Source organism: Deltaproteobacteria bacterium, from assembly GCA_003194485.1.
Lineage (GTDB): Bacteria > Desulfobacterota > Dissulfuribacteria > Dissulfuribacterales > UBA3076 > UBA3076.
On the sequence record PQXD01000001.1, the window covers coordinates 235,252 to 259,109 of the forward strand.

The 23,858-nt window shown below is 50.1% G+C and carries 25 protein-coding genes and 1 pseudogene; 13 read left to right on the top strand and 13 right to left on the bottom strand.

Annotated elements, in window-relative coordinates; translation table 11 throughout:
* Positions 1-212 precede the first annotated feature (212 nt).
* The 4 genes from C4B57_01150 to C4B57_01165 all read left to right on the top strand — a co-directional run bounded on the left by C4B57_01150 (position 213) and on the right by C4B57_01165 (position 3,225).
* Positions 213-572 (top strand): hypothetical protein, encoded by a 360-nt coding sequence (locus tag C4B57_01150; protein ID PXF56084.1) that lies wholly within the window; start codon positions 213-215, stop codon positions 570-572.
* A 39-nt stretch (positions 573-611) separates the two neighbouring features.
* Positions 612-1,985 carry a tRNA (N6-isopentenyl adenosine(37)-C2)-methylthiotransferase MiaB gene (locus C4B57_01155; protein PXF56085.1) on the top strand — a complete coding sequence of 458 codons (1,374 nt, stop codon included), beginning with the start codon at positions 612-614 and terminating at the stop codon, positions 1,983-1,985.
* 94 nt (positions 1,986-2,079) lie between these two features.
* A complete protein-coding gene (locus C4B57_01160) occupies positions 2,080-2,565 on the top strand; it encodes a hypothetical protein (GenBank protein PXF56086.1) in 486 nt (161 codons plus the stop codon).
* A gap of 15 nt (positions 2,566-2,580) precedes the next feature.
* Positions 2,581-3,225, top strand: a complete 645-nt coding sequence (locus tag C4B57_01165) for a PHP domain-containing protein (GenBank protein PXF56154.1) — start codon at positions 2,581-2,583, stop codon at positions 3,223-3,225.
* A 175-nt stretch (positions 3,226-3,400) separates the two neighbouring features.
* Here the strand turns inward: C4B57_01165 and C4B57_01170 are convergent, their stop codons facing one another.
* Complete coding sequence (locus tag C4B57_01170) at positions 3,401-3,595, bottom strand: hypothetical protein (protein ID PXF56087.1); 195 nt, start codon at positions 3,593-3,595, stop codon at positions 3,401-3,403.
* A 7-nt stretch (positions 3,596-3,602) separates the two neighbouring features.
* Entirely contained in the window at positions 3,603-3,878 is a 276-nt protein-coding gene (locus C4B57_01175; protein ID PXF56088.1) for a hypothetical protein, read from the bottom strand.
* Between the two features lie 347 nt (positions 3,879-4,225).
* On the opposite strand from C4B57_01175, the gene C4B57_01180 reads away from it, so the two are divergent.
* From C4B57_01180 to C4B57_01220, 9 genes and pseudogenes are all read left to right on the top strand, one after another.
* Positions 4,226-5,509 (top strand): cytochrome C, encoded by a 1,284-nt coding sequence (locus C4B57_01180; GenBank protein ID PXF56089.1) that lies wholly within the window; start codon positions 4,226-4,228, stop codon positions 5,507-5,509.
* A gap of 153 nt (positions 5,510-5,662) precedes the next feature.
* Positions 5,663-5,976 (top strand): annotated as a pseudogene (locus C4B57_01185) (hypothetical protein).
* Positions 5,977-5,988: 12 nt separating this feature from the next.
* Entirely contained in the window at positions 5,989-7,335 is a 1,347-nt protein-coding gene (locus tag C4B57_01190) for a hypothetical protein (GenBank protein ID PXF56090.1), read from the top strand.
* A gap of 1 nt (position 7,336) precedes the next feature.
* Complete coding sequence (locus C4B57_01195) at positions 7,337-8,479, top strand: hypothetical protein (GenBank protein ID PXF56091.1); 1,143 nt, start codon at positions 7,337-7,339, stop codon at positions 8,477-8,479.
* A complete protein-coding gene (locus C4B57_01200) occupies positions 8,427-11,654 on the top strand; it encodes an AcrB/AcrD/AcrF family protein (protein ID PXF56092.1) in 3,228 nt (1,075 codons plus the stop codon). The genes C4B57_01195 and C4B57_01200 overlap by 53 nt, the downstream gene beginning before the upstream one ends.
* A 91-nt stretch (positions 11,655-11,745) precedes the next feature.
* Entirely contained in the window at positions 11,746-12,207 is a 462-nt protein-coding gene (locus tag C4B57_01205) for a hypothetical protein (protein PXF56093.1), read from the top strand.
* A complete protein-coding gene (locus C4B57_01210) occupies positions 12,176-12,427 on the top strand; it encodes a hypothetical protein (GenBank protein ID PXF56094.1) in 252 nt (83 codons plus the stop codon). The genes C4B57_01205 and C4B57_01210 overlap by 32 nt, the downstream gene beginning before the upstream one ends.
* 22 nt (positions 12,428-12,449) lie before the next feature.
* Complete coding sequence (locus C4B57_01215) at positions 12,450-12,824, top strand: desulfoferrodoxin (protein PXF56095.1); 375 nt, start codon at positions 12,450-12,452, stop codon at positions 12,822-12,824.
* A 40-nt stretch (positions 12,825-12,864) separates the two neighbouring features.
* Positions 12,865-13,473: a hypothetical protein gene (locus C4B57_01220; GenBank protein ID PXF56096.1), complete on the top strand. Its 609-nt coding sequence runs from the start codon at positions 12,865-12,867 to the stop codon at positions 13,471-13,473.
* Between the two features lie 188 nt (positions 13,474-13,661).
* Here the strand turns inward: C4B57_01220 and C4B57_01225 are convergent, their stop codons facing one another.
* The 11 genes from C4B57_01225 to C4B57_01275 all read right to left on the bottom strand — a co-directional run bounded on the left by C4B57_01225 (position 13,662) and on the right by C4B57_01275 (position 23,840).
* On the bottom strand, positions 13,662-14,198 hold the full coding sequence (locus C4B57_01225) for a hypothetical protein (protein PXF56097.1): 537 nt from the start codon (positions 14,196-14,198) through the stop codon (positions 13,662-13,664).
* The gene (locus tag C4B57_01230; GenBank protein PXF56155.1) at positions 14,199-15,335 is read right to left on the bottom strand and encodes a mechanosensitive ion channel protein MscS; all 1,137 of its coding nucleotides are present in this window, start codon (positions 15,333-15,335) and stop codon (positions 14,199-14,201) included.
* A 178-nt stretch (positions 15,336-15,513) separates the two neighbouring features.
* The gene (locus tag C4B57_01235) at positions 15,514-16,341 is read right to left on the bottom strand and encodes a tryptophan synthase subunit alpha (protein ID PXF56098.1); all 828 of its coding nucleotides are present in this window, start codon (positions 16,339-16,341) and stop codon (positions 15,514-15,516) included.
* A complete protein-coding gene (gene trpB / locus C4B57_01240) occupies positions 16,338-17,471 on the bottom strand; it encodes a tryptophan synthase subunit beta (protein ID PXF56156.1) in 1,134 nt (377 codons plus the stop codon). The genes C4B57_01235 and trpB overlap by 4 nt, the downstream gene beginning before the upstream one ends.
* Before the next feature lie 116 nt (positions 17,472-17,587).
* Entirely contained in the window at positions 17,588-18,208 is a 621-nt protein-coding gene (locus C4B57_01245; protein ID PXF56099.1) for a phosphoribosylanthranilate isomerase, read from the bottom strand.
* Between the two features lie 6 nt (positions 18,209-18,214).
* Entirely contained in the window at positions 18,215-18,991 is a 777-nt protein-coding gene (locus C4B57_01250; GenBank protein ID PXF56100.1) for an indole-3-glycerol phosphate synthase TrpC, read from the bottom strand.
* Complete coding sequence (gene trpD / locus C4B57_01255) at positions 18,988-20,016, bottom strand: anthranilate phosphoribosyltransferase (GenBank protein ID PXF56101.1); 1,029 nt, start codon at positions 20,014-20,016, stop codon at positions 18,988-18,990. Before trpD ends, C4B57_01250 begins: the two co-directional genes overlap by 4 nt.
* A gap of 375 nt (positions 20,017-20,391) precedes the next feature.
* The gene (locus C4B57_01260; protein ID PXF56102.1) at positions 20,392-20,961 is read right to left on the bottom strand and encodes an anthranilate/aminodeoxychorismate synthase component II; all 570 of its coding nucleotides are present in this window, start codon (positions 20,959-20,961) and stop codon (positions 20,392-20,394) included.
* A gap of 26 nt (positions 20,962-20,987) precedes the next feature.
* On the bottom strand, positions 20,988-22,472 hold the full coding sequence (trpE, locus tag C4B57_01265; GenBank protein PXF56103.1) for an anthranilate synthase component I: 1,485 nt from the start codon (positions 22,470-22,472) through the stop codon (positions 20,988-20,990).
* 408 nt (positions 22,473-22,880) lie between these two features.
* Positions 22,881-23,531, bottom strand: coding sequence for a hypothetical protein (locus C4B57_01270; GenBank protein ID PXF56104.1), 651 nt, complete (start codon positions 23,529-23,531; stop codon positions 22,881-22,883).
* A gap of 9 nt (positions 23,532-23,540) precedes the next feature.
* A complete protein-coding gene (locus tag C4B57_01275; GenBank protein PXF56105.1) occupies positions 23,541-23,840 on the bottom strand; it encodes a hypothetical protein in 300 nt (99 codons plus the stop codon).
* Positions 23,841-23,858 lie beyond the last annotated feature (18 nt).

The window sequence follows — 23,858 nt, forward strand, 5'->3', positions numbered from 1 at the left end:
CCTGGCTATGGTGGTATTTTTACCCATAGCTTGAGAAAAGACGATCACAGCTTGCCTCTGAAGGCTCAAAAGAGCCTCCTGTGCTGCGTCACAAAATTCGCCTGCGCTTATATGAAATATCCAGATCTATAAGTAACGTTGTATGGCTACGAGATGGGCCAAGACAGACTGTTTGGATCTACGGTCGTTGGTGCGTATATTGATCCGCTATTGTGGAGGAGAACGCACTTGATTATATTCCTGATGAAAAGATCGTAAAAGCTATGGAGAAGAAGATAAAGACGTGGTTCGATTATACCTTTCAATTTAAGTTAATTATGGCTGGATTAGAAAAATTCACCTTACGCATTGCTCCTTCATCAGTATATTTTTTTCGTTTCATCCTTGAAGGATATGATAACATGTTCATGCTCAGCACTCTTGACCAACGTGCAGGACTGGTCGAGGTGCAGGCAGCAAGGGGCTCTGTAAAGGATCTTTTGCTTATCCTCAGATCTCTGAGATCTGTCATAGGCCTTGATCGTATGGACTCAAGATGTAATGCCTGGATAATGGATCAATTGAGGGATTGAACGTGTCTTATTGCCTTTAATTCCTAAATTTATAGAAAAATGAAGCTATTAGGTTTCAACAATGTACATGCCGCCAGTTCCTGGAACAGGGGGCGCAAAAAGCTCTACCTCGCCACCTTTGGCTGTCAGATGAACGAGTATGATTCCCAAAGGATGGCGCAGATCCTCCATGAGAAATACGCACTGACATCAGAGCCTGATAATGCGGACCTGATCCTTGTAAACACTTGCTCAATCAGGGAAAAGGCCGAAAACAAGCTCTACAGTCTTATTGGCCGTTTAAAAAAGTTCAAGAAACGAAAGCCTGATTTGATTATTGGTATAGCAGGTTGTGTTGCCCAACAGGAAGGTGATCGTCTTTTAAAACGTCTGCCATTTATTGATCTGGTATTTGGACCACAGTGCATTTACGGTCTGCCCGAAATGTTGAGGGACTTGGAAAAAAGCAAGAAGACTGTATTGAATACTGAAATCAACAATGATTTTTTAATACCCAGGGTCACCGCCCCTCTGCCTGAGCCTAACCCTGTTCGGGCATTTGTAACCATAATGCAGGGTTGTGACAATTTCTGCACCTTTTGTGTGGTTCCCTATGTACGTGGTCGCGAGGTCAGCCGTCCACCTGAGGACATCCTGGCTGAAATAAATCAAATAGTAGGTGAAGGGGTCAAGGAAGTTACGCTCCTGGGTCAGAATGTAAACTCATACGGCAAGAAAGCAGGCACTAGCCTTAATTTTCCCGGCCTTCTCCACAGGGTAGCCGAAATTTCTGGTCTGGAACGCCTGAGGTTTACAACGAGTCACCCGAAAGATCTTTCCCTCGATTTAATAAAATGCTTCCGGGATATTGATAAACTGTGCGAACACCTGCATCTGCCAGTGCAATCAGGTTCCACCGCGGTCCTGAAACGCATGAACCGCCATTATACCAGGGATCGATATCTGTCAACAGTGGATAATCTCAAGTCCTTCTGCCCGGACATCACCCTCACTACCGACTTGATCGTGGGTTTTCCAGGTGAGACTGATAGAGATTTCGAGGATACTATATCTCTGCTCAAGACCGTGAAGTTCGATCAGGTTTTTGCCTTTAAATATTCACCCAGACCCCTTACACGGGCGGCCCGGTTCGATAACCATGTTCCGGAAGAAATCAAGAAGGAACGCCTTGAAGCAGTAATTGAACTCCAGAAAAAAATCGGGTTCGCGCGCTACAAGTCCCTGGAAGACCGGGAAGAGGAAGTCCTTGTGGAAGGCGTCAGCAAAAAAAATCCAGAGGAACTCAGAGGTAGAACCAGAGGCAATCATGTGGTAAACTTTCCCGGATCTCAAGAGCTTATCGGGAAGTTTGTTACTGTAAAAATAAACAGGGCATGTTATCATTCTTTAAAGGGACAAATTTTGATTACTTGAAAGATACTAAAGATATTATAAAATTGTTTTTTACAGCTGATGACTATTTTTAAAAATTTTAGCACCTTTTGGAGAAGTTATGGCGAATATTTCCATGTATGTACACGCAATAACCTTGGACACTGAGTCCAACTCACCTATACTTATTCTGAAAGAAGAGAAAGGAGAAAGGACTTTGCCAATCTGGATCGGTCTGCTGGAGGCTACTGCCATTGCCACAGAGATGGAAAAGATCGAGTTTGCGAGGCCAATGACCCATGATCTCTCAGTAAATCTCTTAAAAACAATGGAAATAAAGATACCCAGGATCGAGATATCCGATCTCAGGGATAACACTTACTATGCTCTCATAACCCTCAAGCAGGGAGACCGCGAGATAACTGTAGACGCAAGGCCAAGTGATGCGGTAGCCATCGCCTTGAGGGCTGAGGCCCGGATATTTGTCAACGAGTCCGTTCTCAAAAAGACTCAGCCTGCTAAAGAGACAATAATAAGCGGGGAAAGAACTCCTGAGGAAAAAGATAAGTGGGCAAAAATCCTGGAAGAGATGGATCCCAATGCATTTAAGTATAAGATATGAGTTGCTGAAATGCTGATGTTTGACCTCCACTGTCACAGTCTTTTCAGTGATGGGGAGCTCTTACCATCTGAACTGGTAAGGCGTGTGGAAATCCTGGGTTATAAGGCCATAGCAATTACCGATCATGTCGACTCATCCAACTTTGATTTTGTAATTCCCCGTTTGATTAAGGTAGCAAAAGATATCAACCGTTACAGCTCCACAAAACTCATACCTGGTGTGGAGCTGACCCATGTTCACCCCAGTCTGATTGCCCCTTTGGCAAAAGAGGCCAGGCACCTGGGAGCCGATGTATTGATATGCCATGGAGAGACCATCGCAGAGCCTGTCTGCCCCGGGACTAATCGGGCCGCCATTGAGGCTGACATTGATATACTCGCTCACCCGGGGCTGATCTCTGAAGAAGAGGTGGAGATGGCAGTCCAAAGCGGCACTTTTCTTGAGATTTCCGGCCGGAAGGGTCACGGCCTCACAAATGGCCATGTAGCCAGGCTTTCCAAAGCTCACGGAGCAAAACTAATCATAAACTCGGATGCCCATGCCCCGGAAGATTTCATGAGCGCAGAAATGGCACGGAAAGTGGGTCTGGGCGCTGGGCTTAACTCAAAGGAAGTCGAGTCGATCTACGAAGTGGCCTGGAACTGGGTCCGCTCCTTGTAAGCGTTCACAGGGCACCGCATCTGCTTTGTTGCCTACCTGCCGGCAGCCAGGTCGGGCACCTGAAGTACAGGGAGTACGTCTGCGTACCCGTACGCCTCGCATCTGCAGCACCCTGTAAACGCTCACAGTTCGGCGGGTTGCGGTAAAACGAACGGGCGTTGTAACCCGTGAACGGTTACCTTATTTGTAAATATCCGGTGAACCCGTGGTCCACTGTGGAAGTTGCCATCCGTGCCCTGCCGCAGGAGCGGTTTGCCTTTTGCAGGGTTTCGACCGCGGGCCGGATTGCACTGCCTCTCCGGTCCGCAATGAGTGAGCTTTGAAACCCGGAAAAAGGTAACCGCTTCAAGGCAGGATATAACGGGTTCACCGAATATTTACCTTTTCCCTCGCTGAATTCGATCCTGATACGGATCTTGATGATTTGTTATATATGCAAGGACAGGGTAAGCTGTACACTCGGCCCAACAAACCAAGTGCAGGTCCAGGAGAATAAGGAGGATAGCTGCTATGAAGAGACGGGAATTCTTAAAGGGCGCCGTGCTTAGCACGGCTTTGCTGGCCTCGGGTGATGCCCTGGCAACAGGAGGGTATTTCCGGCACTGGTAAAAAAATCTCCTGAGGCCAGAGAACAGGGAGAACCCCTGAGGCAATTGAAAACTGCAATCTCCACGGCAGATGGATCAGTGATCCTGTAACAGTAGCCATTATTTGAGAACCCGCAGGGGGTTGGGGAGTGGAGAGCGCCGTTGATGCAGCAAAAGAAAAGCACATACCTGTGTAGTAGAGAAGGTGAACTTAAGAATAGCCAGCCGATGGAATCCTCCATAAATAAATTCAGAACCGATAGGGTTGAGACGGAAAAAATCGGCATCATGGCTGGAGTGATAAATATCGCCCATTTTGTAATAATGGGTTGATTTTGGTAAATCGAGTGCTCACACGAGAACTTGAAGATGAAATCAGTTGACCGCAGCATTTAACAAGAGGAGGTATTGCCATGAAGAAAACGCAGTTCATTGCATTGGGGTGCCTGATTGCCATTTTCTGTTTCACCGGCCTGGCAATCAGTGCTGAAGAGGCCTGTATCACCTGTCACAAGAAGATCTCTCCAGGGCAGGTAGCTGACTGGGAATCCAGCAGGCACAGCAAAGAAGACGTGACATGTTCGGTCTGTCATGGCGGGGAACACACAAACGCCAAGGATTTCAAGGAGGTCACCTTACCTGATGAACACGTCTGCGCCCAGTGCCACGAAGAACAGTTCGATCAGTTCGCAAAGGGCAAGCACAACTTTGGCTGGACATCCCTGAACGCCCTTCCCGTCACTCATGTCGAGCCTGATGAGTTGATGGAAGGCGGCAGGGGTTGCGGCGGCTGTCACAACATGGGGATCAAGTCCGAGGCACAGAAAAAGGATCAGAAGGACAAAGGCTACCATTACCAGAACAACTCGTGTGATGAATGCCATACCAGGCACAGCTTCTCAAAAAAGGAGGCTCAGGACCCCAGAGCATGCCAGCAGTGCCATATGGGTTACGATCATCCGCAGTGGGAGATGTGGAGCAGTGCCAAGCACGGCACCCGTCACTTTGTAAAGGAAAAGGGCAAGCTGCCTGAGAATGCCCAGGCGCCTACATGCCAGTTCTGTCATCTGCCGAACGGCACTCATACGAACAAGACCGCCTGGGGCTTCCTCGGAGTGAGACTGCCTCTTCCTGAAGACAGGCAGTGGGCCGCTGACAGGGTGACCATCCTCAAGGCCCTTGGTGTCTTGAACCCTGAGACAGGAGAGCCGACCGCGCGTCTGGATGCAGTGAAGTCCGTGGACATGGTCCGCTTGACCGAAGAGGCATGGCTCACTGAACGGGAGAAGATGATCAGGACCTGCAGCAAGTGCCACTCTGAGAAGTACGCAAGAGAGCAACTGGCTTACGGTGATTCCATGCTGCAGAAAGCGGATAGATTGTTGGCAGAGGGCATAGAAATTGTTGCAGGTCTTTATAAGGACGGCATCATCAAAAAGCCTGACAATTACGCCTTTGCCTATCCGGACTTTCTGTATTTTTTGAGGACCGGCGGCGGGAATATGGACCAGATGTCTCATATAGACCAGGTCTTGTTCCGGATGTACATGAAGCACCGCATGCGGACCTACCAGGGCAATTTCCACCTCAATCCTGACTATGCTTACTGGTACGGCTGGGCCATGATGACCAAGGACCTCGGTGAGATCAAGGAACTTGCCATGACCATGAGAGCCGCGGCCAAGATGGAGAAATAATCAATGCGAACGGGGCGCCGAAAGGCGCCCCCTGTATCAGACACTACTTTTTATGGCCACCCTTGATCTCTATTCTCATCTTTGCCACCTGGGGGAAGGGAGCAGGATTCTGGGGGCAGGTGCATGAAATAAAATGGTACGGCCTGGCTTTCCCTGGTCCTGTTTATCACAGGCGGTGAAGCAAGGGAGTGGTTCGAGTCATCCTACATCCTGGCAAGGCAGCTTCTTCCAATCCTTCTCCTGGGGGGTCTTTTTTGCCGGTTTTTTCCTTGGAAGTCCTGGAGGGGCAGTCAGGGATGGGCATGGGGCCTGCCCTTGCCCTGCTTCTTGCAGGCCCGGCAATTTCCCTTCCCAACATGCTGGTCATAAGGAGCGTTATGGGCACAAGGAAGACTGTTGCATATGTGAGCCTTGTGGTGATCGTGGCAACCATCACCGTAATGATTTTCGGCAGTTTGGAGAGTTAAAAAGGATAGAACATGAAAACAGGGATGGCGATCTTCCTGTCAATTTTATCTCTTATCACAGCCTGTCCATCCTATGCAGGGGCCCATACGGGAGAGATAGTAACCCTTGAAGAAGCCATAAAGATAGCACTTAAGGAGAGCCCGGTCATACTCTCAAAGGCTAATGAATTAGGTGCTTCAAAGCAGGGAATAAAGGCCGCCAAGGGCTTACTTCTTCCAAGAATAGACGCCTATTCTTCTTATTCGAGGCTCAGCGATCCCCAGGTAGTGGTCCCGATAAAGAGCTTTGGCGGCACTCCCCCCACATTCAGCAGAGACCAGTACAGGACAGGGCTGAGCTTGAAGATTCCCATATATGAAGGCGGAAGGCTCAGAACGCAGATCGGCATGGCCGAGCTCTCAAAGAGGATTTCTGAAGAATCCCTGAAGATTACAAGGCAGGAGCTCATATATGCCATAACCAACGTATTCAACCAGGTACTTTTCCTTGAAGGCTTGGAAAATGCCCAAAAAGAGACCTTGAATGCCTTGAAAAAGGTCCGGGCGGATGCGAGAACCAGGCTCGATGTAGGCAGGCTCGCTCCGGTGGAACTCATGAGAATAGACACCCAGGTCTCGGAACAGGAGCAGGCCCTTGTCCGGACCAGGGAAGAAAAGGCCAGGGCCCTTTATACCCTTTCCCAGCTCATGGGAAGGTCTCCAAGCATGATTAATGGTGTGGAAGGAAGGCTCAAGGAGCCATGGACTGCAGATAAAATAGATAGGCTGGAACCGTCGCCTTCCGAGATTGAAAAGATGATTGAAGCCCGCCCCGACATTAAAAAGGCAACAGAGGCTGTAACACTTGCGGAAAGGGCTGTCAGGCTTGAGAAGGGACTTCATCTTCCAAGCATAGACCTTGTTGGCGACTATGGGAGAAGGGCAGGCTCCGGCTTTGACAGGGATGAAGAGGTCTGGTCCGGCGGTGTGACCATAGGGCTGAACATCTTCAGCGGCGGTGTCATATCTGCCAGGGTCAAGGGGGCACAAGAGCGTCTTCTTGCAGCCAGGAACGATCTTAACAACCTCAGACTGGTGGCCTCCAGGGAGATAAAAGATGCCCTGTCCCGGATTAAAGAGGCAAGGCACAGGTTTGAGACCTCAAGGATTGCCCTGAACACCTCAAAGGAGTCATTTCGAATAGAGGAACTCAAATACGAGACCGGCGCCGGCACCATAACAGACAGCCTTCTTGCCCAGGCTGCATGGCTGAGGACCAGGGCAAACATGCTGCAGGCCCTTTTTGATTTTCATGATGCTGTGGCCGATTACAGGCTGGCACTGGGAACGATAGACAGAGAATTCAGGAGGATTAATTGAAATGATCCGGAAGATAGCAATCTTTTTCCTCTTGATAGTGCTGATTGCTGGCGGGGTCATGGTTGTAAAGAAGAAAAAAATGGCCCTTGAGAAGGTACCGCCTCCTGAAAAGAATCCCATCGTAGTAAATGCGTCCCGGATTGAATACGGGGAATTCCCTGAAATTAGACGCTACCTCGGCACAATCAGGGCAAAGGTGGCCTCTGATATCTCGCCCAGGATCTCAGGGCACATCATCCAGGTCAGGGTAAGAGAAGGGGACATCGTAAAAAAGGGAGATCTCCTTACACTCATAGACGACCGTGAGCAAAGGGACAGGATAAATGAGTTCGAGGCAAGGCTTTCTGCTGCCAAAACGGCCTTTGCTGCCCAGGGCAGGATCTATTCAAGGGATAAGAAATTATTTGATGCAAAGGCCATAAGCCAGGAGGCCCTGGACAAATCAAAGGCAGCCAGGGATGCGGCATGGGCAGAGGTCAAGACCCTTGAGGCTGCATTGGATACCGCCGAGACAGAGCTTTCTTATACCAGGCTTAAAGCACCCTTTGACGGGGTCATTACAGAAAGACTCCAGGACCCTGGGGATCTTTCCCTGCCGGGAAAGGCTGTGCTTTCTATGGAGGCCACAAAATCAGGTTATTATATAGAGGTAAAGGTGCCCCAGGATGAATTCCCATTGTTGAAAAAGGGCTTAACCGTCTGGCTTTCCATGGAGAAAAGGAACGGCGCAACGGGAAATGAGGCAGGCAGGCTGAAACTTGCCTTAAGCAGGCTCCATCCATCAGTAAAGACAGGGACCCTTGCAACGTTAGAGGCAGATATAGACACCCGGCCCTTCGGCCTTCCTGCAGGCGCAACCGTTGAGACCGGAATAGAGGCCGGCTTTCATAAGGGCTTCAAGGTCCCTGTAAGGGCCATTCTTGAAAATGTGGATGCGTCCTACTGCTTCTTGGTGGATCAGGAATCAAGAATCCATGTAAAAGAGGTTTCCGTCCTTTATCAAGGTCCGGAATTTGCCGTAATTTCCGGAAAGGGGCTCAGGGCAGGAGCAAGGGTAGTTGTTGCCCAGGAAAGCGCCCTTTTGAGGCTGCATGAAGGGCAGCAGGTTAAGGTGCTGGAGGCTGTCAATGCAGACCGAGCTTGATCCTGGGAAAAGCTTTGTAGAACGCTTCCTTGACCACCCCCATCTTATCATCTCGCTCATACTTCTTGCCGTGGCCCTGGGATTCATCGGTTTTAAATCAATGCCACTGAATCTCTTTCCGGATGCCAATTATCCTGTGGTCTCAGTCATCATTCCAATGCCAGGGGCGTCTGCCGAGGATGTTGAGGATAAGGTCACAAGGATAGTGGAAAAGGAACTTTCTACAGTTGATCTGGTAAGGAAAGTTCGCTCTGTAAGCCAGGATGAGATGGCAGCGGTATCAGTGGAATTTGAATACGAAAAGGGACTGGACGCCGCCTCTACAAATGTTGCAAACGCCATAAAGAGGATTGAGGCCAGGCTCCCCGGTGATATAAAGCCCCCTGAGATCTTCCGGGTAAGCGATGCAACAACCCCCGTCTTCACCCTGGCCCTTATTCCAAAACCAGGTAGTCACCTTGATCTGGAGAAGGTTCGCCAACTTGCAGACAACGAGATCAAAGAGGACTTTCTCCGTATCCCGGATGTTGCGAATGTTGAGGTGTTTGGAGGATATTCCCCTGAAGTCACAGTTGAAATAGACCCCAGAAAACTTCATGCCCACAATCTCTCCCTGGAGCAGGTTGTCCTCGCCATAAGAAACCAGAATATCAACATGCCTGACGGGCTTATAATAAGGAGTGAAGGCCAGTACCTCATAAAGACCAGTGGCGAGCGTCTTGAAAAATCAAAATTGAAGGACATCGTGGTTGCCCATGAGGAAAGGGGCGATGTCCACCTTGGAGACGTTGCAGACATCAAAACCGCTTACCAGGAACGCCAGTCCTTTTACAGGGGGAATGGAAGGGCTGCCATAGGGATAAATCTCCTTCGTCCTGAAAAAGGGCATGTAACGACTACAATAGAGGCAGTGGAAAAGGCACTTCCATTAATACGGGGCAAATATCCTGAAATAAGCTTCGAGATAGCCGACACCCAGAAAAATATCATAGAGACCAGCGTATCTAACATGGTGGACGCCTTGAGAGATGCCATCATCATGACGGTTGGAGTAATTTTCCTCATCCTTGCAAATACAAGGATATCCCTTCTGGCTGCAATCTCCATCCCCTTTACCTATTTCCTGACCTTTGCCGCAATGTATCTATTCGGCTATGAGCTGAATATTGTCACTCTTACCGGGGTTATCGTGGCCGTTGGTCTTCTGCTGGATGATGCCATCGTGGTCATAGAGAATATAGAGCGACACTATCACCAGCTAAAAAAGCCCATATTCAAGGCAGCGGTGGATGGCCTTAATGAGATACTGCTTGCAGACTGGTCAGGGACCTATACAACGGTGATAGTCCTTGTGCCCATCATGTTCATCGGGGGATATGTAGAAAAGATACTCCGCCAGTTCACCGTGGTCCTTTCCCTTGCTCTTTTGGCAAGCTATATCGTTTCTGTTACTGTAATTCCACTCCTTGCCCTGTATCTTGTAAGGTCAAATTCAACAAAGAACGGGTTTGAACGGGTAATCGGGCTGTTTGGTCAATACGTCATCGATCCCGTAAGGGACTTTTTTGCAAACCTTATTCATTTTGCCCTCAGGCATAAGGCGTTTTTTATAATCCTGGGAATAGCAGTTTTTATCGTAAGCATGAGGCTTGTAATGCCCATTGCGGGCAGAGATCTCATGCCGCCCATGGATACAGGCATTGTAAAAATCGCCTTTGAGGCGGAATCCGACACCTCTATCTCAAAAACGGAAGAGATAGCAAAAAGGATAGAAGCCGTCTTACAGAAGATGCCTGGAATTGAGAGGATCTCTACCATGGTCGGGTCTGAACCGGGTATTATAAGTTTTGGCACAGGGCGCATCCCGCAGCAGGGTCTCATAACAGCCCATTTCATAGACAGATTTCACCGAAAAGAGACCCTCTGGGATATAGAAGAAGATATAAGGAAACAGTGCGGAGACATACCAGGGCTTAAGAGCCTGGATGCCTATGACTTCGGGGCAACGCCCCTTTCAACCATCTCTGCCCCTGTGGATATAATGATATCAGGGCCGGATCCAAAGGTCCTCGACCAAATTGCATATGATGTAGCCAGCCGCCTCATGAAGGTCGGAGGACTTACCACCGTGACCCGTTCCTGGACCATGGACAAGATAGAAATTCTTCTCGACGTTGACCTTGAAAAGGCCAGGCGTTATGGCCTTGGGCCAGTTGAGATGAGCCGTGAACTTACTTCTGCGGTAAGGGGAACCCCTGCATCAGTATTGAGGGTCCCGGGTGAGGACGGTTACACCATAAGGGTGAGATACCCTGAGTGGGCGCGGGATTCCGTACCTGATATCGGAGCGATCTATATCCCGTCAAGGCTTGGCCCTGTCCCCTTAAAAGAGCTTGCAGGCTTCAAGAGGGTCCGGACAAGGACAAAGTTCACCCGCCAGAACCTTGAACCCACTGTGGATGTTTACGGCTACAGGGCCACCACCTCTATAACCCATCTCCAGGCAAGGATAGAAAAGGCGCTTTCAGGTCTCTCGCTGCCGGCTGGCTACAAGATAAGCCATGAAGGTGAGGTCAAGAACATACACGAAGCAGGCGGGAGGCTCAAAAAGGCCCTTGGCCTTGCAATAATACTTCTTTTCTTTTCCCTTGTCCCCACCTTCCGCTCCTGGATTAACCCTGTGACTATCATGATGGCCATACCGCTTGCAATGATAGGGGCTGCCTGGGGCCTTGTATTGGTAGGCCGCCACGCATGCATGCCCGCCAACATGGGCATGATTCTCCTTGCAGGGATTGTGGTGAACAACTCTATCCTTCTCATCGACTTTATAGAAAAGGCCAGGGCAAAGGGAGCCGAACTGAAAGACGCGATTGAGCAGGCAGTGAGGGTCAGGACAAGACCGATCCTCATGACCGCCTCAGGAACCATTGTGGGTATACTCCCCATAGCGGCCCAGAGGGCCCTTGGGCTTGAGAGGCTTTCCCCCCTGGCGGTTGTAGCCATATACGGGCTTTTTGTTGCCACCTTCTTGACCCTTGTTTATATCCCCATCTTTTATGACCTCTTTGATGGGGTGAGGCAAAAGGGCAAACAATGGATAGAAAGGCGCAGGGCCTTGGCAGAAGGAAGACATGCCGGGATTCTCCGTTCACTTCCGGCAGGGAAGAGGTGAGCCTGTCTCTGACTGGCACCAGCATGCCTCATGATACGGTTATGTATCAAGACTAAATATGAGACATTCTACGTTTCCTCAAGGACTTTATTTGCTTCCACATACACCAACCCGGCATTTTGCGGCAGGTATTTCACCTCACAGGGTGAAACAGGGACCAAGGGCAGATGCAAAGTCTCCTGCCCACGGGGTGAGATACTCGGAGTTTACCAGGAGTCCGGAACTCTGTGCCACATGCCATGACGAGCAGAGCCCTTACGGGGCCTGGGTCAAGACCACCTACAGGGAGTGGAAGGCCGGACCCTATGCCAAGAAAGGGACACGGTGTCAGGATTGCCATATGTATCGTGCATCAGGGAAATCAGCCATAGGAGGAAAATTAAGGGTTGATGTGGCCCATCATGCCTTCCATGGTTCCCACTTCGCAAGCAAGCTGGCAGGTAGCCTTGACCTGGCCCTTTACACGAAAAAGACAGAGATTTCTCCTGGCTCCACGCTGAAATTGCGTGCAGCGCTTTTTAATGGTAAGGCAGGTCATTACATCTCCCGGTAGATCTCATGACAACACTGTGGTTGACTACTGGATAGATGAAATAACGATACTGGTGGATGGGGTTGAGATTGCCAGAACGGATTTCAAAGTTGGAGGTGTGTCTGCTCCGAAGGCATCATTTAAGATCAGATTAAACAAGACCTCTACTATTGAGGCAATCGAGAACTGTAATCTTCGTGGTAGATGGATCAGTGATCCTGTAACAGTAGCCATTATTTGAGAACTCATAGGAGGATTATGAAATGACAAAAAGATTAGAGGTTTACAAATGTGAGGTCTGCGGCAATATGGTCGAGATGGTTCATACAGGTGTAGGAGAGTTGGTATGCTGCGGCCAGCCTATGAAACTCATGGTGGAAAACACCGTTGATGCGGCAAAAGAGAAGCACATACCTGTAGTAGAGAAGGTGGACAGTGGCTTCAGGGTGAAGGTGGGAAGTGTGGCTCACCCAATGGAGGAGAAACACTATATCGAGTGGATAGAATTGATTGCCGATGGCAGGGCCTGCAGGCAGTTTTTGAATCCCGGAGATGCCCCGGACGCTGTTTTCTGCATTGAGGCCGACAAGGTCACTGCCAGGGCATACTGTAACATTCATGCCCTGTGGAAGGGGTAAAGAGAAACTCTGATCTTCGTATTTTTCGTGGTGAAAAGACATGATCAGGAAATACGATATTGCCGGAGACAGGAAAAAGGAGAGTCCCCGGATACTTCTTCGCCGCAGGGTCCGCGAGCTCCTGGGGTCAGGTGATCTGGAACAGGTCATAAGGGAGATTGGAAAGATCCCTCCACGCAAGGCCATCAGCCCGCTTATTTCAGTTTTTTATGATAGTGATCCCGAACTCAGATCGAAGGCAATCAGTGTCTTCGGAAGGATAGCGGCAGATCTGGCCAATGAAGACATGGAGGCGGCAAGGGTTGTTATGCGCCGTCTCATGTGGATGCTGAATGATGAATCCGGGGGAATCGGCTGGGGAGCCCCTGAGGCAATGGCAGAGGCAATGGCCTGCCATCCGCGTCTTGCCGAAGAATATGTCCGCATTCTGCTTTCTTACATCAGGGAAGATGGGAACTTCCTGGAATACGAGCCCCTCAGGAGAGGGGCATTGTGGGGCATAGGGCGTCTGGCCCGGGTATATCCCGAGATGTTGATTGAACTGGATGCAGCCAGGTACATCCGGCCTTATCTGGAGTCTGACGATCCGTTATCAAGGTCATTGTCTGCCCGGGCGTTGAGAATGCTCGGAGATAAAGCTGACTATTGAAGGTATTCCTCATCATGAGGCGGAAATCGTGCTCAAGGCCCACCGTTTCCCCCGGTTCGCAGAAGATACCGCCAGGGAGGTTGCAAAGGAGTCGGGGAAAAGATTCGGCAGGAAACCTCAGACTCCATTTCTACCAATTCCTGTGACACAAACGTGTATCGCGCCTGGAATCGGGCTGTCGGATGAACCTAAATAGGCCTTGAATAACCACCTCCTGAAATAGAAAACAGAATCGCAAAGATTATTGCCTGAATGACCCAGCCAATGACGCAGACACCTATAGCACGTAATGTGCTCTGATAATCAAGGGCTTGCCTAACAGCAACCACCATAGCTATTAACATCCAAATTGAAGCGATCAAAAAAATGATTCCTGATATTCCAGGTATGATAGCCAATACTCGAATTAACCCCGGAGAGCTTGAAAATCCGATTGTTCGCAATAGTTCACCATGGTCGGCTTTGGTTTGCGGCTCGGGAAGGATTTTGACGCCGATAAAATAAGTAATATAGGCCCAGACATACCAGGCAATAAGAGCTGTAATAGCCCCGATGAAGATCCCCTTTATTCCTACTTGTCCTATAATTCCTAATCCTGCTGCTATGCTGGAAAGCACAACAACTCCCATGGCCTGACCCAGAGCTCCTTTATCAGCCTCAACTTCTTCATATAAGTTAACATCGAGCTTGGCAGCACGAACAATGCGATCTATATAACTTTGCATTTAAACCTCCTGTCCCGGCGGGACAAATACTTCCGGCTTCTCACCGGCCAACGTCTCCATATAGATCGACCGGCTTGGGAAAGCAAAGGCCGCCCCGGCACCTTCCACTATTTCCTTTATTCCATATGCCAGTGTCTCCTTAATCTGAAGCCATTCTCCCCATTCCGTAGTTTTGGTGAAGCAATAAACCATGATATCAATAGAAGAATCGCTAAATTTATCAATCCGGACAAAGGTGGGAACTTTTGGCGGCTTGGCAAAGTCATCCGATTCCAATATATAATTTTCAATACCATCACGAATAATCCGTAATTGATCCACAGTGGTACGATATTCCACACCGATCACCCAGTAAATCCGCCGAAAAGTCATAGAGCTGAAATTAATGACGGCATTATCTGATAGTTTGGAATTGGGTACGAAAACCGGGGCTTTGTCGAATCGCCTGACCAGCGTGGACCGGAAATTGATAGTCTCCACAGTACCCTCCACTTCCCCATCTACCCTGATCCAGTCCCCCGGATTAAAACGTTTTTCGGCAATTACCAGAATTCCGGAGATCAGATTCTTGAATAAATCCTGCGCTCCCAAGGCCACCGCCACACCAAATAATCCCAGTCCTGCAAGGATAGGCCCGACCTTGATGCCCCAGACCTCCAGAATGGTTGCAGCACCGATGAAAATAAACGAAAGACGGATCGCCTTGACCAACCATTCCACCATTGGTTTGGTAAATACCGTTTCCAGTTTCTTAAATAAAAATGCAAAAGGTTCGATGGTGTTTACCAAACCCCAGAAGATGGTAAATACCACAAGGGACCGCACCAAATTATCTGCAAAAATTGCCAGATAACCACTCAATTGCAGATATTCGATGACAATAAACATACCCAGAACGATTGGAATAAATCGAAGGGGATTCTCCAGTGCTTTCATGATATTATCATCCAGTTCCGTCTTTGTTCGCCGCGTGAGCCGGTAAATGCTGCCAATGACGATTTTGGAGAACAAGCGTCTGAACAGGAAAAACACCATCAGGATGAGTATGGCTGCAACCAGCTGACCGATGTTAATCCCTAAAAATCCGTGCTGCCACACATCCTTAACCAGTATCCAAAATTCTTTCAATTGATTCATTTGACTCTCGGATGACAGGAAATATAAGTCGGGTAAACCGGTTTCTTCCAATGCTACAGGTGTCGAGGTTTGTTTTCTCTGTTTCCGCCGAAATAAAGTAACTTCTCAATAAATTGAGGCAGCATAGTCCCCTTACCCAAACTAGCCCTGGATTATTGAGAAGTTATGAAATAAACTGTCAATATCCCGTTTTTGTAGCTTTTTTCAGTTCCTCAATGAATTCTCCCACCTTTTTGACCAGGTCGGGGCCGGCCTTAAGATCATCGCCCTGTTTGATCGTGTGTGCCTCAATCAGTTTTATAATGGCGCTTCCAACAATAATCCCGTCTGCTACGGCAGAGAGCATGGATACCTGGTCGGGTGTGGAGATCCCGAAGCCCACTGCCACCGGCTTGCTGGTGAGCTGTCTGATTCCGTTAAGGCCCTGAGACAGTTCCGCAGGAAGCCGAGCCCTTGCCCCGGTAATACCGGTTACGGAGACATAGTACATGAAACCCTGAGTGGCCTTGGCAATTTTCCTGGCTCGATCTGCCGGGGTGTTCGGGGCCACGAGCAGGATATTGGCAAGCCCCTGGGGTTTTGCAACTGCCATCCAGGCTCCGGCCTCCTCCAGGGGCAGGTCGGGGATTATGGTACCGTCGAGACCGGAGTTAGCCGCGTCTTTTGCGAAAGCAGAAAGGCCGTACTGGAGTACGGGGTTATAGTAACCCATAAGGACCAGTGGGATACCGGTCCTTTTTCGGACCTTCTCAACCAGCCTGAATAAATCCTTTGCGTTTATTTTGCGGCGGAGTGCCCTCTGGCTTGAGGCCTGGATAGTCGGGCCGTCTGCCAGGGGATCCGAGAAAGGAAGGCCAAGCTCTATAAGGTCTGCACCCTGGCGGTCCATCTCCAGTATCAAGGCCTCTGTAGTGGCAATGTCCGGATCTCCGGTGGTTATGAACGGGATGAGCGCTGCTTCTCTCCTTTTCCTGAGCCGTGAGAACATACTATCTATTCGGTTCATTTGTGAGTCCTCCCCTTGAGCAATTCCGCTACCGTGGCAACGTCTTTGTCTCCCCTTCCGGAGAGGTTGATCACCACAATGCTACCTCTGGGAAGAGAAGGGGCGAGCTCCTTCAGGTAGGCGACGGCATGGGCGCTTTCCAGGGCAGGTATGATCCCATCGGTCTCTGAAAGCAGCCTGAATGCCTGAAGGGCCTGTTCATCGTCAACCGCTGCGTACTCGACTCTGCCTGAGTCCTTAAAAACGCTGTGCTCCGGTCCCACACCCGGATAGTCAAGACCCGGGGCGAGTGAGTGGGCGCCTTTTATCTGGCCCCAGCGGTCCTGCAGCAGATAGCTCATAGCGCCGTGGAGCACGCCGGGGCTGCCAACGCTCAGGGTGGCGGAGTGATAGTCTGTTTCAAGACCTTTTCCTGCCGCCTCAACTCCTATCAGGCGTATTCCCCGTTCCTTCAGGAATGGATAGAAGATCCCCATGGCGTTGCTCCCGCCGCCGACGCAGGCCATCACCACATCCGGCAGGCATCCGGCAAGCTGCCTGATCTGCCTTCGCGCCTCCTTCCCGATCACGCTCTGAAAATTCCGGACCATCATTGGATATGGATGGGGACCCACCACGGAGCCTATGACATAGTATGTGTCTCCGACATTTGTAACCCAGTCCCGTATCGTCTCATTTATTGCATCCTTGAGGGTCTGTGTCCCGGAGAGTACAGGAATGACCCTTGCCCCGGTCAGTTCCATGCGAAAGACGTTCATGGACTGGCGTACCATGTCCTTGCGGCCCATGTAGACTTCGCACTTCAGGCCCATCAGGGCGGCTGCAGTCGCAGTAGCCACACCGTGTTGCCCTGCGCCGGTCTCGGCTATGATCCTTGTTTTTCCCATGCGTTTTGCCAGGAGTACCTGGCCGATAGTGTTGTTGATCTTATGCGCCCCGGTGTGGGCGAGGTCTTCACGCTTGAGAAATACCCTTATTCCGCCGCCTACGGCCTCTCCAAGGCCTTTCGCCTCGAAGAGCGGGGTAGGGCGCCCCACGTAATTCTTGAGGATCTGATTGAGTTCCTTCTTAAATCCGGCATCCCGCTTGGCCTTCCGGTATGCTGAATCCAGCTCCGTAATGGCGGGCATAAGGGTCTCCGGCACAAAACGGCCTCCATAGACACCAAAGTGACCCAGATTATCCGGTGACTGGTTGATCGGTTGATCGGTTGACTTGTTCACTATTCTTTCCTTATGTATAAATTCTAATCCAACGTGGCCCTGCGTATAAATTCGGCTACCAGGCCAATATTCTTTTTCCCTGGAGCATTCTCTACACCCGAGCTTACATCCACTCCCCAGGGCCGGACCTGTTTTACTGCCCCGGCAACGTTTTCCGGTCTCAGGCCGCCTGCAAGAATAATAGGCCTTGAGAGGACCTTTTTCGCCTCAATCGCTATGGACCAGTCAAAGGTCTCGCCCGTTCCGCCATGAGCTCCCGGGGACCAGGCATCAAGCAGGAATGCTTTCACAACCTCCTGATACGGCAAAAGGGCCTGAATATCGGCCTCTGTCCTTATCCGCCATGCCTTTATGGCCCTTGGAGCAAGCTCTCTGCAAATTTCCGGGGTTTCCTCGCCATGCAATTGCACCAGGTCCAGGCCGCAATAATCTGTTATCTGCCTTATTTTTTCAGGAGACTCATTTACAAAGACCCCAACTGTCTGGACCATTGGCGGCAGATTTTGAACAATCTCCCTGGCCCTGTCCGGATATATCTGCCTGGGGCTCTTGGCAAAGACCAGTCCTATGGCGTTGGCTCCGGCCTCTGCCACTGCTTTCGCCTCTGACGGATCAGTAAGCCCGCAGACTTTTATTTTTACCATAAATCCCTACATTCTTCCTGCATTAACCAGGGCGGATAGATATTTAATGCGATCTTCGGCCTTCATCAGGGCTTCTCCTATGAGTGCCGCGGTAATCCCTGCATCAAGGAGCCTCTTTATATCATCAGGTGTTGAGATACCGCTTTCACTTACCAGCGGTATTTCAGAGGGCAGGGCCTTTCTTATCCTGAAAGTAGCTTCAAGAGATATACTGAAGTCCTTAAGGTTACGGTTATTCACACCGATGAAATCAGCATCTGCGGCAAGCGCCCTTTCCATCTCGTTCTCGTCATGGACTTCCACCAGAGGATCCAGCCCCCTTTCTCTTGCGTGGGCCATGAGCTCTGAAAGCATGCTGCCATCAAGCGCAGCCACAATGAGGAGGACTGCATCCGCCCCCCAGAGCCCGGACTCTTCAACCTGAAAGTGGTCTATGATAAAGTCTTTTCTCAGGATTGGAAGGTCAATTTCATTTCGTATTTCAGGAATAAACTCCAGTTTTCCCTGAAAGAACCTTTCGTCGGTCAGGACTGATACCGCTTTTGCCCCTCCTGACTGGTAATCTTTCGCAATGCTTACAGGGTCGAAATCTGGACACAGGAGCCCTTTTGAAGGAGATGCCTTCTTGATCTCTGCAATTATGGAGACCCCGGAATCAGAAGCCAGGGCCTTCCTGAATCCCCTCGGAGGGGCAACTTCATGTTCCGGAGGTATAAATCCCCTGCGACGCCTTTTTTTCAATTCCGCCTTTTTGTTGGCAATTATTGTGTTCAGGATGCTCATTTGGGCGCACCAAAGGCCTTCAAGGCCTCAAGCCTCTTCATGGCCTCCATTGAATCTATGCTCTCGGCAGCTACGAGTACCCCTTCCCTCAGGGATTTTGCCCTGTCTGCAAGATATATGGCCGCCCCGGCGTTAAAGAGTACCATATCCCTCTTGGGTCCCCTTACACCTGAGATTATGTCTTTCAGTATCCGGGCGTTTTCTTCTACATCTCCGCCTTTCAGGTCTTCGGCCCTGCACGGCTTAAGCCCTGCATCTTCCGGTCTGATCACGAACTCCTTTACTTCACTTCTGTCCCACTGGGCCACAATACTTTTACCCAAAAGGCTGAGTTCGTCCAGCCCTCCTTCTCCATGCACCACCCAGGCCCTTTTGCTGCCGAGTCGCCCCAGGACCTCTGCAAGAGGCCTTGTAAGCATGGGGTCGTAGACCCCGAGCACCTGCACATTTGCCCGGGCAGGGTTTGTAAGGGGTCCCAGGACATTGAATATCGTGCGGATGCCTATCTCCCGTCTCGGCCCTACGGCGTATTTCATGGCTGGATGAAGGGCGGGGGCGAACATAAAACCTATACCTATGGCCTCCACTGCCCTTGCCACATCCTCCGGCGACAGAACCAGGTTTACACCCAGGGCCTCAAGTACATCGGCACTCCCTGACCTGCTGGACACGGAACGGTTGCCGTGCTTTGCGACCTTGACGCCGGCCCCTGCAACCACAAAGGCGGCTGTTGTAGATACATTGAAGGTCCGGGTCCCGTCGCCTCCGGTCCCGCAGGTGTCAACAAGCGGCTCTTCCGGTGATATGTTTACATGGATACGCAGGGCCTTTCCCCTCATGACCTCGGCTGCGCCGGTTATTTCATCTACAGTCTCACCCTTCATCCTCAGGCCTGTAAGGAGGGCTCCGATCTGGGCAGGTGTTGCCTCTCCATCCATAATTATTTCCATAACCGACGAAATCTCAGCCTGGCTGAGGTCTTTTCCGCTTACTATATCAGAGATGGCCTTTTTTAATGTATCCATATCCTTTTAATCCCCATAAGCGCTTTGAAAGATGAACATCGAACATCGAACATCCAACATCCAACATCGAATGAAAAAACAACCACCCAATCTTCAAGTAAATATCCGGTGAACCCGCGGTCCACTGTGGAAGGTTGCCGTCCGTGCCCTGCCGCAGGAGCGGTTTGCCTTTTGCAGGGTTTCGATCGCGGGCCGGATTGCACCGCCTCTCCGGTCTGCGATGAGTGAGCTTTGAAACCCGGAAAAAGGTAACCGCTTCAAGGCAGGATATAACGGGTTCAAACGAAAAACTTAATTAAGCCTGTTTCTTTATCTTTTCCCATTCAACATTCGATGTTCATTTTTTTGGGCGCTTATACCTCAAATTCTGCACTTCTATACCCTGGTTTCCAGAAAATTTCTCATGAGATCGATTCCCTCGGGAGTCATGATGGATTCCGGGTGGAACTGTACTCCCTCCACTGGGAACTCCCTGTGCCTGAAGCCCATAAGCTCGTCCTGCTCCGACAAGGCCGTGACCATGAGACATTCCGGAAGAGTCGCCTTATCCACAAGGAGAGAATGATACCTCATGGCCTCGAAGGGATTCGGCAGGCCGCGATATACGCCCCTTCCATCGTGTCTGATCATTGAGGTCTTGCCGTGCATAAGCCTTTCCGCCCTGATTATTTTGCCTCCAAAGGCAACACCTATGGACTGGTGGCCGAGGCATACGCCCAGGACCGGGATCTTCCCCGCAAAGTAACGTATGGCAGCTACTGATACGCCTGCCTCGCTGGGTGTGCAGGGACCGGGAGAGACAAGGAGTTGCCCTGGTTTCCAGGAGGCCATCTCTTCCACAGTGGCCTTGTCATTTCTTACGACCTTGATATCCGCCCCCAGCATCCCCAGGGCCTGGACGAGATTGTAAGTAAAAGAATCGTAGTTGTCGATAATTAGAAGCATGGTTAAGGTCCTTCAGTGCAAGGTACTCATTGTGACAGTTCCTTATGGGCGACGTGGATGGCCCGCATGAGGGCCTGTCCCTTGCTGATGGTCTCCTCCCACTCAAAAGCGGGATCTGAGTCAGCAACTATACCGGCTCCGGCCTGCAGGTAAAGCATATCCTTTTTTTGGCAGAGGGTACGAATAGTAATAGCAAGATCCATGTTGCCTGAAAAACCGAGGTATCCCACTGCACCTGCATAGGGTCCCCGCCTGGCGTGTTCGAGTTCCTCTATTATCTCCATGGCCCTGATTTTTGGTGCGCCCGACACGGTACCAGCAGGGAAACAGGCCTGCAGTACGTCAAACATATCCTTTCCGGGCATCAGTTCTCCTGTAACACCTGTAACAATGTGCATGACATGGGAATAACGTTCCACAGTCATAAGATCTTCAACCTTTACGCTCCCCATCCTGGCGACCCTGCCGGCATCATTTCTGCCGAGGTCGAGCAGCATCAGGTGTTCCGCCCTTTCCTTAGGGTCAGCAAGAAGCTCCTTTTCAAGGCGCATGTCCTCCTTTTTATTCTTACCCCTTGGCCTGGTGCCTGCAATAGGCCTCAATTCAATCTTATCGCCTGTCAGCCTGACCAAGATCTCGGGTGAAGAACCAATGAGCACCTCGTCATCCAGATGCAGGTAATAGAGATAAGGCGATGGATTTATCCTTCTAAGGGCACGGTACAGGTCAAAGGTGGGGATAAGATTCTTGCCTGAGAAGCGTTGAGAAAGCACTACCTGGATTATATCTCCTGCCCGGATGTATTCCTTTGCCCTGCGTACAATGTCCTCAAACCGCTCTTGGGGGACCTCCGGGTTCAGGCTGGTGGCAGGAACGGGATTTTCATGCGGCGCGGGGTAATCCAATCCGTGTCGTATGCGACGGATTACGTCTTTTATAGCGCCTTTCCCTTTCAGATATACAGATTCCGCTTTGTCATCCTGTTCCACCCTGAGGCATGCAATGATCTTGAGCGTCTGCTTGATATTGTCATAAACAAGCAGGAGCTCGGGAAACATGAATACTGCATCATTGAACCCTGCAGTATCTGGAAGATTTTCCGGCAGACGTTCCATGAAACGAACCATGTCATATCCCATGTATCCAACAGCCCCTCCATAGAATCGGGGGAGACCCCGGACCTCTGCCGGTGAGAATCGTGCCATTATTTCTCTCATGGCAGTGAGCGGATTGGCGGCGGATATGATTTTGCGCTTGCCTTCAATCTCCGTGAAGATATCATTCCCCTTGCAACCGAAGATCATAAAGGGTCTGAATCCGATAAAGCTGTACCTTCCCCACTTCTCCCCGCCTTCAAGACTCTCCAGCAGGAACGAGTAACTATTCTCCCCGAGCTTTGCGAAGAGAGATACCGGAGTGTCAAAATCGACTGCTATCTCTTTCCATACCGGTATGATATTAGCGCCTTCAGCCACCAGCGATTTGAACAGGGTCAGATCCGGAGTGATCATGATATCTTGTCCTTGTATAGGTTCAAAAGTTCAAAGTTCACCGTTCAGGGTTTGATCCCAGGGGCCAAAATAAAAAGGCCGTGAACATCTTTGCGTGTCCACGGCCTTTTGCCCTTGCCCTTAAGGTATAAGCCTAAAAGGAGCAGACGCGCACTCTCCCTATGTGCCACTGCCACCACCACAGGACTAAATCGGCAATCTGTTTTCCGGCAAAAGGGTGATACATCTGTCGTTTTTCCTTCAGGTAAATACGTTTAAAAAAGTTCGATTAAGGTTATGTAAACTATAGATATATATCTTTATGACCTGCTTCTTGGTGATTGTCAAGATCCGTTTATCTGCTGCTCGGAAACTTTGAACTTCCGGCTGCTGAGGTACGGCTCGTTCCAGTACAGGATCCAGGCCCGGTCACTTCTCCGGGGAATCAGACCCTTGTTCCTCTTCATCGGCGGATTTCTCCAGACTATCAGCCGGGAAAGACCTGTCTTCCCCGGTCGCCCCTTCTGCACTACTGGTAACGGTATTCATCCCTTCAGACAGGTCATCCGGAATCTCCTGAACGGCTCTCATTTCAGATGATGCAAGGTTTATTGCCTGATCGATCTCCTCGGGTGGCAGGGCCTCTTCGTCTATAATCCTCAGATAGCTCTCGAGAACAGAGCGTATTTTATACGTGGCTTCCCTCTGGATTCGCCTGAGCCCTAATATTCGTTCCTCCAATTGAACTGCCTCCTGATGGGCATCAGCGACTATGCGCTCTGCCTCCAGTTTTGCCTTCTCAAGCACCAGCTCAGCGTCTTTTTCGGCCTGCGACTTCATTTTCTCTGATAACTTATGGGCCGAGGTCAGGGCCTCTCTGAATTCTTCTTCTCTCTTTTTCAGGTCCGCTAACTGGGCCTCATAGCCGACCAACTGGTCCTTCATGGCATTTTTCTCCCTGATCAGGGAGGTCATGATCTCACTTATTTCCTCAAGAAAAGAGTCTACTTCATCAGGGTCGTAACCCCGGAACCTGGCACGGAATTCCTTTTCAAGTATTTCGTTCGGAGAGATACTCATATAACACCTCTAAGAAATCTGATAGGCCAACTGATGGAGCGTTGATACAAGAAAACTGCGCAAAAAGATTATTGCGATAATGATCGCCATAGGGGTTAAATCTATACCCCCAAACTGTAAAGGCAGTATACGCTGGACACGGTACATTAAGGGTTCGGTTATACTATACAGAAATCTTACTATGGGATTATAGGGATCAGGGTTGACCCAGGACAAGATGGCTCTGGCAATCAATATCCACATATAAAGATTAAGAACGATATCAATAACAGTAGCAAGGGAATGCATAAAATTGCTTAGTATAATCATGATTCAGATCCTCAATTT

What these genes read in the sequence shown, in the direction of transcription:
- C4B57_01155 (PXF56085.1), top strand. Translation starts at nt 612, where the DNA reads ATGAAGCTATTAGGTTTCAACAATGTACATGCCGCCAGTTCCTGGAAC.
- C4B57_01160 (PXF56086.1), top strand. Translation starts at nt 2,080, where the DNA reads ATGTATGTACACGCAATAACCTTGGACACTGAGTCCAACTCACCTATA.
- C4B57_01165 (PXF56154.1), top strand. Translation starts at nt 2,581, where the DNA reads ATGTTTGACCTCCACTGTCACAGTCTTTTCAGTGATGGGGAGCTCTTA.
- C4B57_01180 (PXF56089.1), top strand. Translation starts at nt 4,226, where the DNA reads ATGAAGAAAACGCAGTTCATTGCATTGGGGTGCCTGATTGCCATTTTC.
- C4B57_01190 (PXF56090.1), top strand. Translation starts at nt 5,989, where the DNA reads ATGAAAACAGGGATGGCGATCTTCCTGTCAATTTTATCTCTTATCACA.
- C4B57_01195 (PXF56091.1), top strand. Translation starts at nt 7,337, where the DNA reads ATGATCCGGAAGATAGCAATCTTTTTCCTCTTGATAGTGCTGATTGCT.
- C4B57_01200 (PXF56092.1), top strand. Translation starts at nt 8,427, where the DNA reads ATGAAGGGCAGCAGGTTAAGGTGCTGGAGGCTGTCAATGCAGACCGAG.
- C4B57_01210 (PXF56094.1), top strand. Translation starts at nt 12,176, where the DNA reads ATGGTAAGGCAGGTCATTACATCTCCCGGTAGATCTCATGACAACACT.
- C4B57_01215 (PXF56095.1), top strand. Translation starts at nt 12,450, where the DNA reads ATGACAAAAAGATTAGAGGTTTACAAATGTGAGGTCTGCGGCAATATG.
- C4B57_01220 (PXF56096.1), top strand. Translation starts at nt 12,865, where the DNA reads ATGATCAGGAAATACGATATTGCCGGAGACAGGAAAAAGGAGAGTCCC.
- C4B57_01225 (PXF56097.1), bottom strand. Translation starts at nt 14,198, where the DNA reads ATGCAAAGTTATATAGATCGCATTGTTCGTGCTGCCAAGCTCGATGTT.
- C4B57_01230 (PXF56155.1), bottom strand. Translation starts at nt 15,335, where the DNA reads ATGAATCAATTGAAAGAATTTTGGATACTGGTTAAGGATGTGTGGCAG.
- C4B57_01235 (PXF56098.1), bottom strand. Translation starts at nt 16,341, where the DNA reads ATGAACCGAATAGATAGTATGTTCTCACGGCTCAGGAAAAGGAGAGAA.
- trpB (PXF56156.1), bottom strand. Translation starts at nt 17,471, where the DNA reads ATGCCCGCCATTACGGAGCTGGATTCAGCATACCGGAAGGCCAAGCGG.
- C4B57_01245 (PXF56099.1), bottom strand. Translation starts at nt 18,208, where the DNA reads ATGGTAAAAATAAAAGTCTGCGGGCTTACTGATCCGTCAGAGGCGAAA.
- C4B57_01250 (PXF56100.1), bottom strand. Translation starts at nt 18,991, where the DNA reads ATGAGCATCCTGAACACAATAATTGCCAACAAAAAGGCGGAATTGAAA.
- trpD (PXF56101.1), bottom strand. Translation starts at nt 20,016, where the DNA reads ATGGATACATTAAAAAAGGCCATCTCTGATATAGTAAGCGGAAAAGAC.
- C4B57_01260 (PXF56102.1), bottom strand. Translation starts at nt 20,961, where the DNA reads ATGCTTCTAATTATCGACAACTACGATTCTTTTACTTACAATCTCGTC.
- trpE (PXF56103.1), bottom strand. Translation starts at nt 22,472, where the DNA reads ATGATCACTCCGGATCTGACCCTGTTCAAATCGCTGGTGGCTGAAGGC.
- C4B57_01270 (PXF56104.1), bottom strand. Translation starts at nt 23,531, where the DNA reads ATGAGTATCTCTCCGAACGAAATACTTGAAAAGGAATTCCGTGCCAGG.
- C4B57_01275 (PXF56105.1), bottom strand. Translation starts at nt 23,840, where the DNA reads ATGATTATACTAAGCAATTTTATGCATTCCCTTGCTACTGTTATTGAT.